Below are 13,205 nucleotides of genomic sequence, written 5' to 3' on the forward strand. Positions count from 1 at the left end.
AATTAAGCAACCGTCAGCTAATTTGATACCCCGGCGTTGAACGTGAGATTGATGCCTCTTCTTCTGTCATGTCCACGGGGAAATCATCGAACAGAGGCGTGCTGAGATACCGCTCACCCGTGTCAGGCAACATGCACAGAACCGACGCGCCGCGTTCAGCTTGTTCGGCGATCTGCATCGCCACAGCAAACGTCGCGCCACCGGAAATGCCAGTCAAAATTCCTTCCTGGCTTGCCAGCTTTTGCGCCCATTTTACCCCGTCAGGACCAGCAACGGGGATCAATTGGTCGAAATAGTTGTTGTCGATGGTCTCCTGCAAAACCGCAGGGATGAAATCGGGTGTCCAGCCTTGTATCACATGCGGCTCAAACGCCGGATGGCTTGCGACGGGATCATTGTCCTCACCTCGCTCGGTGGCGAGTCCACTGCCCACAAGCTGCGCGTTGGCGGGCTCGGTAAGAATGATTTTAGTGTCGGGGCGCTCAGTACGCAAAACCCGCGAAACACCCGTAACCGTGCCGCCGGTACCATAGCCCGTCACAAAATAATCCAGCCGCTCGCCGTTGAAGTCGCCCAGAATTTCCTGCGCAGTTGTTGCGGCGTGAATTTCTGCATTGGCTTGCGTCTCGAACTGACGCGCCAGAAACCAGCCATGTTCTTCGGCCAACTCGGCGGCTTTACGATACATGCCAAAGCCTTTTTCTGCCTTTGGCGTCAGAACAACCTTGGCCCCCAGCATACGCATCAACCGGCGGCGTTCGGTCGAGAAGCTCTCGGCCATGGTCACCACCAACGGATAACCTTTCTGCGCACAAACCATGGCCAGACCAATGCCGGTGTTGCCGCTGGTGGCCTCGACAACCGTTTGACCCGGTTTCAGCGCTCCACTGCGCTCGGCCGCCTCGATAATGTTGACGGCCAGCCGATCCTTGACCGACCCTGCAGGATTGAACGCCTCGAATTTCACGAACAGATTGATACCTTCTGGCCCCAAATTGTTGATCCGGATCGTCGGTGTATTCCCGATCGTGTCGAGCACACTGTCAAAGGTACGACCATTGCCCGAAGTGGTTCTGAGTTTGGAGACGGTCATTGGGTTTCCTCACGTTTTTGGCCGCGCGTTCAAACCTTTCTACCCGGCGCACATGGCAATGTCCCGTCCCCTTTCATTTAATTACCGACCAAACACGTTTGGTCTGAATGTCACGCAACGCTCTTTAAAGGTCGAGCACCACCTCATCCGAACCTTCGGCAGGTACGGCACAACAGATCAGCACCTCATCTTCGGAATGATCTGCCTCTGGCTTGGTGCGATACGCAACTTGGCCTTTGGTCTTGCGGGTCAGACAACTGCCGCACGACCCGCTTCGGCACGAGAATGATGGCGACAATCCCAGCGCTTCGGCAGTTTCCAGCAATGTCGGGTCGTTGCGCTTCCACTGCACGTCTTTCCCGCTGGCTGCAAAGGTGACCAAAGCCGTTTGGGCCTCGGGCTCGGGTTGAAACGAAGCAGACGTGCCGTCAGAACGCCGCTTTAGCGCTGCAGGCCCAAAGCTTTCGGCAAATATCCGGTCGTCACGGGCTCCAAGGTCACACAGCATATTGTAAACGGCCTGCATAAAGGGCGGCGGTCCACAGAGGTAGAAGTCATAGTCATCCAATGGAAGCGTTTCTTGGATCAATTCTGGCGTGATGTGGCCCTTGGCATCAAAATCCTTACCTTCACGGACGTCATGCTCGGGCCGGGAAATGACCGAGACATGACGGACCTTGCCACCGCTTTTGGCTTCGGCCCGGCGTAGATCAGCGTGAAACGCCCGCTGTGAGACAGTTTGAGCAGCTTGGAAAATGGTAAGCTGGCGTGTGTGTCCCGTCCGCTGTCCTTCGTTAAGGACATGGCGGGTCATTGACATGATCGGTGTGATCCCGACCCCGCCCGCGAATAACACGGCAGGACGGGTCTCATCAGCGTTCAGATAAAACTGACCCCGAGGGGCTTTGACCTCAACGAGATCTCCGACGGAGATCACATCGTGAAGATATTTCGACACGATGCCATCGGGTTCGCGTTTCACAGAAATACGGTTTCCGGGGTCACCCGGCGCAGAGGAAACCGTATAGGTCCGCGTCATCGGTTTTTCGCTGTCAGGGCTGACGCGGATCGTCAGGAACTGGCCTGCTTCAAATGACGGCAAGGGCAATCCATCCGCTGGCTCAAGGTTGAATGAACGGATCGTCTTGCTTTCGTCGCACACCGAGACCACGCGCATCCAGCGCCATTGTCGCCGCAGCACTTCGGCCTTTTGCCGATCTTCGACCGCCTGCCAACTGTCCGCCATCAGGCTGTTGGGCGAAAACTCCTGCAATTCGGCCCGGAATGGCAGCGCGTCATAAATGCGCAAACCTTGGTACAGATGAAACCGCCAACCTCGACTTGCACCTTGGAAACCTGCGATTTCAGGGTGGTCCTCCTGCAGAACTTCGACCGTCCCGGTTAACATCAGCACATCGCCGGTCTGATAATCTGGGAATAACAAACCCGCACGCGGATTCACCAGAAAATTGCCCAGCGTGTTGAAGAAATTATTGCCCGCAAAATCCGGCACCAGAAGACTATTGCCTTCGACCTTGACGAACCCGGACCGCCCGCCCCGGTGCGAGACATCCACGCCCGTGTGGTCCGGAGTATTTGCCGAACTAGCGACATAAAAAGAATAGGCCGAACTGATCATCGCGCTGGCTTGGGTGTCCAGTTCAAAGAAGCGGTCGCTACGCCGCCGTTCGATATTGGCGTCCGGCTCCCGCACAAACGAAACTTCGTGGGTCTGGATATATTGCGGGCAATTACCAAAGGACTGCACCACATCCAGCGAGAAACCATCGCCTTCGACCAGACCGACCGTGGCATTCATGCGGTTACGGCGGCGGGTGGACAACTCCACCCCGACGAGGCCAATGGGCGCGCCAGTTTCCAGAGCGCCGCCAAGAGGGTCATCCACCAGAGGTCGGGCATCGATATCAAGTCGCGCGTTGTGCGGCGAGTTCATGAACCCCGGCCGCCCCGAGAGCATTGACGCCCAGGGCCACCCATCGGGATTGACGCTGCCAATGACGATGAAGGGTAGTTTGCCAAAGAATTCCCGATGTTGGTCAGGCATGAACGGGCGAATGAAGTTGCGGCCCAGATCCTCGATCTTTTCACGTTTGCCAACGCGGGATTGCATATCCTGTTCGCCTGTATGAAACGGCGACTTTTGTGCTGTGACCGGAGCATTCATGGCAAACCTCATAGGTGTAGGGGTGAGTGGCCAGTTGCATCTGCACGCAACTGACCGGGAGTGCGTTCGGATCAGGCCGCGTTTAGGCCAACAGCCGTACTGGGCATCGGCACAAAACCGTTCAGCGCCTCAATATTGCTTAGCAAGCGGCGCACGTTCGCATATGGTTTCAACGAAACACCGCCTTCGGGCGCATGCGCGGTGTAGCTGTAGATCGCCACATCAGCGATGGTGGGCGCATCACCCACCAGCCAATCGCGCCCTTCCAGATGTGCATCCAGCTTTTTAAGAACTCTTGCAGCGATCATATGCGTGAACTCCGTATCATAGGGCGCGTTGAATACGGTGATCAGCCTTGCAGCTGCCGGACCAAAAGCGATCTCACCAGCGGCGAGTGTCAGGAACTTCTGCACTTCTGCCTCAAGCACCGGATCTGACGGGAGGTAGGACGGGGCGTATTTCCGGGCCAGATAGACCAGAATTGCGTTGCTGTCGGTAACAACCACGTCGCCATCTTCTAGTACGGGTACCTGACCCACCGAATTCAGCGATAGAAACGGCTCTCGTTTATGCTCTCCGGCGGCGAGATCGACGTCAATCACGTCGTGCTTGATGCCAGCGAGCCTGGCAAACAAAACTGCCCGATGGGCGTGGCCGGACAGCGGGAAACTGTGGATTCGGATCGTATTGGGCATCTGATAGCTCTTTCTCTGATTTGGAATTCGGCTGAGGACCAGCATCTGAGCACCAGACTTAGTTTGATTGTCCTTGGGCGATAATATACTAATTTTGGGATTAACTATGAACGTGGTGTAGATATTGGATACGATTCAAGGTATGCGCGCATTCGCGGCCGTGGCCGCGCATTCCTCGTTCACCGAAGGCGCACGACAAGTTGGCATCAGCACCAAGCTGGCCAGCAAATATGTGGGACAGTTAGAGGACCGGCTGAACGCGCAGCTGTTCAACCGAACGACCCGCAGCGTAACCCTGACCGATACCGGACGGTCCTACTATGAACGCTGCCTGCCGCTCTTGGAGCAGTTTGATGAACTGGAAGGTCTGGTCCAGCAACGGCAGTCTGAACTGGCCGGACGCATTCGGGTTACAGCGCCAACAGGCTATGGTTCGGCCGAGTTAATCCATCTACTAAAGCCGTTTCAGGCCCAGCACCCAAAGGTTTCGATCGATCTTCACCTATCGGATCATCACGTCTCAATGGTTGAGGAAGGTTATGATCTGGCTATTCGATTTGGGGCGCTGAAGGATTCAAGCCTTGTGGCACGCAAACTCATGGACATGCGGATCGTGTGCTGCGTGTCGCCTGACTATTTGGCGCTTTGTGGAACGCCAAGTGAACCTGCAGCGCTTGCCAACCACAACTGCCTTTTGCAGACCGTTGGGAACAACACGGACCACTGGTCATTTAAAGGGCCAGACGGTGAATACTCGGTTGCCGTGACAGGCAATTTTCGCGCGAATTCGCCACGCGCCGTGGCCAATATGGCATCTGATGGATTGGGGATCGGGCGTATCCCCATGTACACAGCGCAACCGTTTTTGAACTCAGGTCAGCTGCAATTGTTGTTTGAGGCGCAGGAGGCGGTCTCGTTGGGTCTTTATGCTGTTTATCCGCAAAACCGCCATCTTACTGCGCGGATACGCGCGCTCATCGAGCATCTGGCCGGTCAATTGCGCAGATCATGAAACCTAGGACCGTCACAACTCCTTGAACCCGTAAATCACAACGGATCTGACATTGCAAAATCATCTACCTATCACTAGGTAGGTAATGCGAGCGCAATCCTCTGATGAGTGATGCCATTGAAATCCCGCTGTCAAAAGGAACCATACCCTCATGGAACTTAACTCGGACTTCTCTTCCCGCGTCGTTGTTCATTCGGATCAACTTGAATGGCAAGCCTCGCCGATGAAAGGCGTGGACCGGCGCATGTTGGACCGCATCGGTGGCGAAGTCGCCCGCGCAACCACTATCGTACGCTATGCACCGGGCAGCCATTTTTCGGCCCACACTCATACAGGCGGAGAGGAATTCATCGTGCTTGAGGGTGTCTTTCAGGACGAACACGGCGACTATCCCGCCGGTACCTATGTGCGCAATCCGCCCACGACATCGCACACGCCAGGGTCTGAATCTGGCTGCACCATTTTCGTCAAACTTTGGCAGTTCGACATGCAGGACCGCAACCAGTTCCGCAAAAACATGACGGACGAGCTGCCCGCCCCGGAGAACGGTTTGGCGACGGCGGTCCTACACAGAGACGCGAGGGAGGTCGTCACCTACGGCCACCTTGAGCCGGACACAACCTTTGCCTCAGACGCCGCGGGCGGCACCGAGCTTCTGGTCATAGACGGTACGATCACAGTCGGAAAAGATGTTTTGCACGCGACCGGCTGGCTGCGTTTGCCCGAGGGCGAAAAACTGTCAGGCACTGCTGGCCCTGAAGGCGCAAAGGTTTGGGTGAAATCCGGTCATTTGCCTTTTGCCAAAGCACCAGAAGTATAACTTTGACTGGGCCAAAAAGTGGAAACACAGATATTAATCATCGGCGCCGGGCTCTCAGGCCTTAACCTTGCTACGCAGTTGTCAGAGCGCGGCCATGATATCCTGTTGGTGGAAGCGAGGGATCGCCCCGGCGGTCGTGTTCTGACCGAGCTGCGCGAGGGCGGCTATTTTGACCTCGGTCCGGCGTGGTTTTGGCCGGGGCAGCCACGCATCGCCGCTTTGATTGATCAATTGGGTCTAACGTGGTTCGAGCAATTTTCGGACGGCGCGCTCAGGTTTGAAGATGCCCTCGGACACGTCGAGACGGGCCGCGGATTTGCCTCGATGCAAGGGTCCTACCGTGTTCATGGTGGGATGGCTGCGTTGACTGATGCACTGGCCGCCAAACTTTCCGCGACTCGGCTTAAATTATCAACGCCAATCATCGCACTGAACCGAAATATCGATGGTATTACCGCCATCTCGGATAACGGCTTGACGATTCAGGCGCAAAAGGTGGTTCTGGCTTTGCCACCCCGGCTCGCCAGTCAGATTGCATTCTCACCCGCCCCGCCTCTGACCGCGCTGGATGCCATGAACGGGATTGCAACTTGGATGGCCGGGCACGCCAAGGCCATCGCAACCTACGATACCCCTTTCTGGCGTGACGCCGGACTGTCTGGCGATGCTATCAGCCGCCGTGGCCCAATGGTGGAGCTGCACGATGCGTCGCCTGCCAAAGGTGGCCCCTTTGCCCTGTTCGGTTTCATTGGGATTCCGCCACAGGCCCGACAAGATGAAAAACCTTTGCGGCAGGCGCTGTTGGAGCAGTTGATCCGGCTTTTCGGACCAGAAGCTGCCGCTCCCACCTCTTTACGGATCATGGATTGGGCGTTTGACCCCTACACCGCTACGCCACTTGATCACCAACCCGTTTTTACGCATCCGCAATATGGCTTGCCACGTGCTCTGGATCGCATGTGGGAAGCCCGCCTGATCTTTTCCGGCACCGAGGTTGCAGCGCAGTTTGGCGGGTATCTGGAAGGGGCACTTGAGGCTGCGGAAAACGCATTTGAACAGATCGAAACAGAAAAGGTTTAAGAGTATGGTACGCGATACCAAAACCGCTTTGCTGGACGTGGCCGAACATGCGGCCCGCGCACGTGGGTTCGACGGGTTCAGCTATGCCGATCTGGCCGAAGCCGTCGGGATTCGGAAGGCATCCGTCCATTACCATTTCCCCACCAAAGCAGCCCTGTCTGCCACGTTGATGGACCGGTACCACGCTGTACTTGAGAACGAATGCCAGAAAATCGAAACCACCTATGACATTGGATCCGACCAGCTTCTGGCCCTGATCCAACTATATCGCAACGCCCTGAACAACGGCAAAACACTGTGCTTGTGTGTCGCGTTGATAAGCAGCCGCGAAAGCCTGTCTGCGGACGTTATTGATAAACTTAAAACATTTCACACTATGATGACCAAGAGGATCGAGGCGATTTTCATACTGGGGATGCAGGATAAGACTATTGCGCATGTAAGTGCACCAAGGGCAGAGGCCCACGCTGCTCTGGCCCTGCTGGAAGGCGCGCACCTGACGGCCCGTGCAGCTGAAGAGATACAGCCTTTTGACGAAGCAATGTCTCTTTTGAAAATCCGGTGTCATGGCGCTGCTCAAGATCAGCAGTAAAATCACTCACAAGAACCAAATGCGGACCTCAAATTTCAAGAGGTTTAATGACAACGCCTGTTTGTTTCAAAAACCCGATTGTTGTCACCTGTGCGTGAAAGCTCTTTCAATGCGTTGAATTCAGCCTCTGGTTCCCGATTTAAGGGCGGAAAACAACGTTAGCGGAATGAAAGGCTACCCATGACGATGTCAGACAGTTCGAAAGCTTCCACGGGACTATTCCCAAGGTTCGACATCCCGCTTTTGGGAATGATGTTTATTTCCGGTTTCTTTGCCTCAAACGCGTTTGACCTGTGGGGGCAGCTGATTAGCCCAGCGTTGGGTTTTGCCAACCTGTCACCGCATGGTCTGGCACGCAGCCTGCTAGGAACATTGGGCCTGCCCAACGGCGATTTTGCCGGCTATTTCGTCCATTTTTATCTTGTAGGTCTGATAGGCTATCCGATCGGCTGGCTGTACATCTTTAACCCAATCTGGACGTCGATCTTCAAAGGCCGCCACATATTTTTGGGCTCGGCGATCTATGGGTTCGGGCTTTGGGTCTTTGCCATCGGCGGCATCACGGCCATTGCTGGCCTGCCATTCTTTCTGAACTTCACAGGCATCACTTGGGTCGCGCTGGCTGGGCATGTGCTCTATGGCATCGTCCTGGTCTGGGTCATCCGCCTGATTGAGCGCTGGTCGTAAACCGTTTATCTGGCCGGATGTGCAACCGTCCGGCCAGTTCAAACAACAGCATTTAGGTCAAGTTCTCTCGGCCATAGTTCCGTGCTTTGGACATCTTGCCGATCCCGGGGTTGAACGAGTTGGTCGGATCGCAACATTTGTAATGCGCCGCCAGATCGGGTTTCGCCTTGTAGAGATGGCCAACATTGTGTTCTGCCGGATACTCTGCACCGCGCTTATCGAACAGCTCAAGCATCGCCGCTTTCAGCGCCTTGGGATCAGCGCCCTTTTTAACCACGTAATCCTGATGCATCACGTGGCACATGAAATGACCGTAATAGAGCTTGTGAACCAAGTGGTCGTCGATCTCAGGCGGCAGCTTTTCAAGCCAATCCTGATCGTTTCGACGAAGCGCGACATCCAGTGCAATGATGTCCTCAACCTCATTTGCGTGGATTGCCATATAGCGTACGGCGGCACCAGCGGCGGCAAAGCGGTGCAAGCCCGCGATCTTGGCTTCACGAACGGAGCATTCAAAAAAATCTGCGTCGCGGTCTTTCAGGAATGATGGCAACCAATTCGCGGCTTCAGCAATCCCCTCGTCTTTCATTTTCAGGATCAAATGGTGCTCATAGCGATCCCGGAACGCCACCATCCGTTTCGGCAGGACCCGAGGCCAAAGTGACACTGCCATCTGCATGAAGCGATCGGTGAAGTTGCGTAGAAACGGGATACGTCGAAGCCGCGCATCGACCGCGCCCTTCATGGCAAAGAACATCGGCAGTCGATCGGTGCCCAGCTTGTCGATCATCACCACCGTATCTTTGCCGTATTTCGCAGTAATGTCGAAAACTTCGCGCTGCATGTACTCGGCGGAAACTGGTAGGGATTTGAACTCGGACAGAATGTGCCGACGCAAGGCCGCCAGATCGCCGGGAGCATTGGTGCCTATGTAAAAGACCTTTTCGGCCTCATTCTTCGGGAACGTATCAAGGCGCACCGCGAAGACTGCCAGTTTACCAGCGGAACCTGCAGATTCGAATAATTTGGCCTTGTCCGCGTTGAAACGGGCAGGCGTTTGGGCATCGACGTCTCGCACGATCTGCGCATAGTCACTGGCCGACGCGCGCTTGTTCGTGGCCCCCGGGTTCCGGTCAAACGTGCCTGCGTCGAGACTGGCAAGGATCGCCTCGGGTGTGTCGCCTAGGTCAATACCCAAGTGGTTGACCAGTTCCAGTTCGCCGCGCTCGTTGATCTGTGCATAGAGGGACAGCTCGGTATAGACAGGTCCCCGCTCTACCAGCGACCCGCCGGAGTTGTTGCAAACCCCGCCCACGATCGACGCCCCGATGCAGGATGAACCGATCACCGAATGTGGTTCGCGCCCCAGCGGGGCCAGCAGTTTTTCCAACGCAAATAGCGTGGCACCAGGAAAGCTGACAATCTGTTCGCCATTGTTCAACGACACCAGAGTATCCATCCTGCGCGTGTTGATCAGCACCACGTCCCGGTCATAGCTGCCCGACGGGGTTGAGCCCTCGGTCAGGCCGGTGTTGGCGGCTTGCATGATGACGATTTTGTCCGCCGCGACGCAAGCTTGCAGCACCTTCCACTGCTCAAGCAGGCTGCCGGGCTGGATGACACATAGGGCCTCACCCTCACCCGAACGGAAACCGCGCCGAAACCTTTCTGTTGCACGCTCGCCCGTTAAAACGTGGCGCGAACCGACGATTGAGCGAAAATGTCTAATCAATTCGTCGTTGGTCATAGCAGCCCTCGTCTTGGGTTCAAACGTTGCGGAAACGGATATTTTCGCGGCTCAGTTGGTCGACGCAGGTAACGCCCATCAGTTTCATATCGCGTTCGATCTCGGCCCGCATCAGACCTAAGGCACGCTCGACACCCGCCTGCCCTGCCGCGGCCAGCGGATACAAGTAGTGCCGCCCGACCCCAACCGCCTTAGCGCCTATCGACAATGCCTTGAGTACATGGGTTCCCCGCTGGATACCGCTGTCCATCATCACGTCCAGCTTGTCTCCGACAGCATCCACGATCTCGGACAATTGATCGAAGGGCGTGCGCGAACCGTCCAGCTGGCGGCCACCGTGGTTCGACAGAATGATGCCAGTACAACCGATCTCAGCCGCGCGCTTGGCGTCTTCGACGGTCATGATGCCCTTGAGGCAGAATTGACCATCCCAGTCACGCACCATTTGCGCCACGTCATCCCAGTTCATCGACGGATCCAGCATGTCAGTAAAGTACCCACCGATCGAGCTTGCTCCACCACCCATATCCACGTGTTCTTCCAACTGTGGCAGGCGGAATTTTTCGTGGGTGACATAGTTGATCCCCCACATCGGCTTAATCGCGAATTGGATCATACCGCTAAGTGTCAGGCGGAATGGGATCGAGAAACCAGTTCGCAGGTCACGCTCCCGATTGCCACCAGTGATGCTGTCGACGGTCAGCATCATCACCTCGACACCCGCTTCCTTGGCGCGCTTCATCATTGCGGTGTTCAGGCCGCGATCCTTGTGGAAATAGAATTGGTAAACTTGGGGGTTCTTGTGCTTTTGCCGCAGTTCTTCCAGCGAAACAGTGCCCAGCGATGAGACCCCAAACATGGTTCCGTATTTCTCGGCGGCTGCCGCAACTGCGCGTTCACCCTGATGGTGAAACAGGCGCTGCAATGCTGTCGGCGAGCAATAGACCGGCATATCCAGCTTTTGCCCCATCACCGTGACAGACATGTCCACCTCGGACACCCCGCGCAGGACCGAAGGCAGCAAATCGCAGCGGTCAAACGCATTGGTGTTTTCCCGATACGTCACCTCATCATCGGCACCGCCATCAATATAGTTGAAGATCGGTCCCGGCAGCCTCTGTTTGGCCAGCCGCCGGAAATCGTGGAAGTTATGACATTGGTTTAGACGCATCACGAGATCTCCTTAGTAGGCGACCGAAGGCAGCCAGGTGGCAAGTGTCGGCCACAGGAAGACAAGCGCCAGACCGGTCAATTGCAGTAGGACAAAGGGGATAATGCCCTTATAGATATGCGTCAGTTTAATCTCTGGCGGGCAAACGCCTTTGAGATAGAACAAGGCAAAGCCTACTGGAGGTGTCAGGAAGCTGGTTTGCAGCGTCACCGCGACAAGGATCACGAACCACACCAGTGCGGGCTCATCCAGAACGCCAAAGCCGGGGATGTCGATGCCAAGGCCGTTCACGATTGGGCGCATCAGGGGCAGCACAATCAGCGTAATCTCGATCCAGTCCAACACGAAACCCAGCAGGAAGACGATGAACAGGATGAACAGGATCGTCCCGTTGGCACCAAAGCCGGTGGACTGCACCACATGTTCGATCAGTTCATCGCCACCCAATTCCCGCAGTACATACGAGAATACGGTCGCGCCAAGGAAGATCGCGAAGATATAAGCGGTGGTGTTGAAGGTCGAGACCAGCACGTTCCACAGCTTGGCGAAGGTCAGTTTACGATACCCCAGAGCCAGCAGTGTCGCACCCAGCGCACCGATGCCCGAGGCTTCGGTAGGAGTGGTCAGACCGGCAAAAATGGAACCAAGCACGGCAAGGATCAACATCAGCGTCGGGATTACGGCGATCAGCACATCCTTCACCGCGGCCCAATCAGGGGCCGTGGCACCTTCGGGCACGGGGGCCGCGTCGCGCTTCACCAGTGCGAGGATGAAGATATATGTCAGGTACAGGCCACCGATGATCACACCGGGGAAGACCGCTGCCATAAACAGATCACCGACCGAAAGAGCCATCTGGTCGGCCATGATCACCAGCATGATCGACGGCGGGATCAGAATGCCCAGCGTACCGGAAGCTGAGACCACGCCAGCCGCCAGCGTCGGTTGGTATTTCTGCTGTATCATCGACGGCAGCGACAGCACACCCAGCAGGACGACAGACGCACCGATGATGCCGGTCGAAGCCGCCAGAATGATCCCGATCAGGGTCACCGTGATTGCCAACCCACCACGCACCGTACCGAAGAGACGCTGCATCGAAGACATCAAACGCTCGGCCACACCGGATTCGTCCAGCATCAGGCCCATGAAGATGAACATCGGCAGGGCAACCAGAACCGCGTTAGACATGGTCGCATAGACGCGGTTCACCACGGCACCGAGGGTCAGGTAGTCGAGCCCGGTGAAGGTGCTCTCTAACCCGGTCCACAGCATCAGATCATTGTCGAACAGATAGGCCAGACCGCAATAAGCCACGCCTACACCGGCCAGAACCCAAGCCACCGGGTAACCGGTGAACAGCAGCGCGATGAAGGTCAGGAACATCGCGATGACCAGCTTTTCCTCGGTCGTTTCAACCAAGAAGGTCAGGCCGACGCAGACGGCGGCAAACACGGCCAGCACCAGCAGTATCCGGCGCAGCGGCGCGCCTTCACGTTCGGACTCCGGTCCGTACAGCAACGCGTGCCCGTCGTGGATCAATCGCGCAAGTGCCGCCAGCGCCAGCAGAATGAAACTGATCGGAATGACCGCCTTGAAGGCCCAACGTGCAGGCAGTCCGGTGGGGCTGTCCGAGCGCTCGTTAACGCGGAAACTTTCGTAGAAATAGTCATATCCCTGATCCACTATCAGATAGATGAACGGGGTTAGTAGGGTCAGGATGCCGATCACTTCAATCACTCGCTGCGCGCGACGTGAAAGCTGCATGTGCAACACGTCGACCCGCACATGGCTATCGGTGATCAAGGCATAGGAAATGCCGATCATCGTGACGATGCCGTAGAAGTGCCACTGGATCTCATCCAACTTGGGATAGTTTTGGCTGAACAGATAGCGCAGCGAGACCTGAGCGAAAATCGCCCCCATCAGCAACACGTTTGCCCACATGACCACATGGCCGATTGCTTTTACGCTCGAGTCGATCGCGACAGCTATCTTCTGACGGTCAGTCTCGGGGTGTTCCAGGATGCCCTCATAGGCTTCGACCGGATCGTTGAGGTTCTTTTGATTGGCCATGGTCATTCCTCGCTCAGCAGCCCGGCGCGCGGGCAGTGAAAGGTTAG

At 56.2% G+C, this 13,205-nt stretch carries 11 protein-coding genes; 5 read left to right on the forward strand and 6 right to left on the reverse strand.

What is annotated here, in order from left to right; genetic code table 11:
* Positions 1-13: 13 nt before the first annotated feature.
* From cysK to GOW93_RS12710, 3 genes are all read right to left on the reverse strand, one after another.
* On the reverse strand, positions 14-1,093 hold the full coding sequence (cysK, locus tag GOW93_RS12700; RefSeq protein ID WP_170384643.1) for a cysteine synthase A: 1,080 nt from the start codon (positions 1,091-1,093) through the stop codon (positions 14-16).
* 124 nt (positions 1,094-1,217) lie between these two features.
* Complete coding sequence (locus GOW93_RS12705; protein ID WP_170384645.1) at positions 1,218-3,278, reverse strand: FAD-binding oxidoreductase; 2,061 nt, start codon at positions 3,276-3,278, stop codon at positions 1,218-1,220.
* A 71-nt stretch (positions 3,279-3,349) separates the two neighbouring features.
* Positions 3,350-3,973 carry a glutathione S-transferase family protein gene (locus GOW93_RS12710; RefSeq protein ID WP_170384647.1) on the reverse strand — a complete coding sequence of 208 codons (624 nt, stop codon included), beginning with the start codon at positions 3,971-3,973 and terminating at the stop codon, positions 3,350-3,352.
* A 142-nt stretch (positions 3,974-4,115) separates the two neighbouring features.
* On the opposite strand from GOW93_RS12710, the gene GOW93_RS12715 reads away from it, so the two are divergent.
* The 5 genes from GOW93_RS12715 to GOW93_RS12735 all read left to right on the forward strand — a co-directional run bounded on the left by GOW93_RS12715 (position 4,116) and on the right by GOW93_RS12735 (position 8,164).
* Complete coding sequence (locus GOW93_RS12715) at positions 4,116-4,985, forward strand: LysR family transcriptional regulator (RefSeq protein ID WP_254443530.1); 870 nt, start codon at positions 4,116-4,118, stop codon at positions 4,983-4,985.
* A gap of 151 nt (positions 4,986-5,136) precedes the next feature.
* The gene (locus GOW93_RS12720; protein WP_170384650.1) at positions 5,137-5,805 is read left to right on the forward strand and encodes a cupin domain-containing protein; all 669 of its coding nucleotides are present in this window, start codon (positions 5,137-5,139) and stop codon (positions 5,803-5,805) included.
* Positions 5,806-5,823: 18 nt separating this feature from the next.
* On the forward strand, positions 5,824-6,885 hold the full coding sequence (locus GOW93_RS12725; RefSeq protein ID WP_170384652.1) for a flavin monoamine oxidase family protein: 1,062 nt from the start codon (positions 5,824-5,826) through the stop codon (positions 6,883-6,885).
* Positions 6,886-6,889: 4 nt separating this feature from the next.
* Entirely contained in the window at positions 6,890-7,477 is a 588-nt protein-coding gene (locus GOW93_RS12730) for a TetR/AcrR family transcriptional regulator (protein WP_170384653.1), read from the forward strand.
* Between the two features lie 180 nt (positions 7,478-7,657).
* Positions 7,658-8,164 (forward strand): hypothetical protein, encoded by a 507-nt coding sequence (locus GOW93_RS12735; RefSeq protein WP_254443531.1) that lies wholly within the window; start codon positions 7,658-7,660, stop codon positions 8,162-8,164.
* 52 nt (positions 8,165-8,216) lie between these two features.
* Here the strand turns inward: GOW93_RS12735 and dld are convergent, their stop codons facing one another.
* Genes dld through GOW93_RS12750 form a run of 3 tightly spaced genes read right to left on the reverse strand, consistent with a single transcriptional unit; the run spans position 8,217 to position 13,164 of the window.
* Positions 8,217-9,911, reverse strand: a complete 1,695-nt coding sequence (dld, locus tag GOW93_RS12740; protein ID WP_170384655.1) for a D-lactate dehydrogenase — start codon at positions 9,909-9,911, stop codon at positions 8,217-8,219.
* Between the two features lie 19 nt (positions 9,912-9,930).
* Entirely contained in the window at positions 9,931-11,082 is a 1,152-nt protein-coding gene (locus GOW93_RS12745) for an alpha-hydroxy acid oxidase (protein ID WP_170384657.1), read from the reverse strand.
* A gap of 12 nt (positions 11,083-11,094) precedes the next feature.
* Positions 11,095-13,164, reverse strand: a complete 2,070-nt coding sequence (locus GOW93_RS12750) for a TRAP transporter large permease subunit (RefSeq protein WP_368039669.1) — start codon at positions 13,162-13,164, stop codon at positions 11,095-11,097.
* Positions 13,165-13,205: the final 41 nt, after the last annotated feature.

Source organism: Ruegeria atlantica, assembly GCF_013032455.1.
GTDB classification, from domain to species: Bacteria; Pseudomonadota; Alphaproteobacteria; order Rhodobacterales; family Rhodobacteraceae; genus Ruegeria; species Ruegeria atlantica_B.

Coding starts and splice junctions, on each gene's coding strand:
- dld (WP_170384655.1), bottom strand. CDS start 9,911: ATGACCAACGACGAATTGATTAGACATTTTCGCTCAATCGTCGGTTCG.
- GOW93_RS12710 (WP_170384647.1), bottom strand. CDS start 3,973: ATGCCCAATACGATCCGAATCCACAGTTTCCCGCTGTCCGGCCACGCC.
- GOW93_RS12705 (WP_170384645.1), bottom strand. CDS start 3,278: ATGAATGCTCCGGTCACAGCACAAAAGTCGCCGTTTCATACAGGCGAA.
- GOW93_RS12745 (WP_170384657.1), bottom strand. CDS start 11,082: ATGCGTCTAAACCAATGTCATAACTTCCACGATTTCCGGCGGCTGGCC.
- GOW93_RS12730 (WP_170384653.1), top strand. CDS start 6,890: ATGGTACGCGATACCAAAACCGCTTTGCTGGACGTGGCCGAACATGCG.
- GOW93_RS12750 (WP_368039669.1), bottom strand. CDS start 13,164: ATGACCATGGCCAATCAAAAGAACCTCAACGATCCGGTCGAAGCCTAT.
- GOW93_RS12735 (WP_254443531.1), top strand. CDS start 7,658: ATGACGATGTCAGACAGTTCGAAAGCTTCCACGGGACTATTCCCAAGG.
- cysK (WP_170384643.1), bottom strand. CDS start 1,093: ATGACCGTCTCCAAACTCAGAACCACTTCGGGCAATGGTCGTACCTTT.
- GOW93_RS12715 (WP_254443530.1), top strand. CDS start 4,116: ATGCGCGCATTCGCGGCCGTGGCCGCGCATTCCTCGTTCACCGAAGGC.
- GOW93_RS12720 (WP_170384650.1), top strand. CDS start 5,137: ATGGAACTTAACTCGGACTTCTCTTCCCGCGTCGTTGTTCATTCGGAT.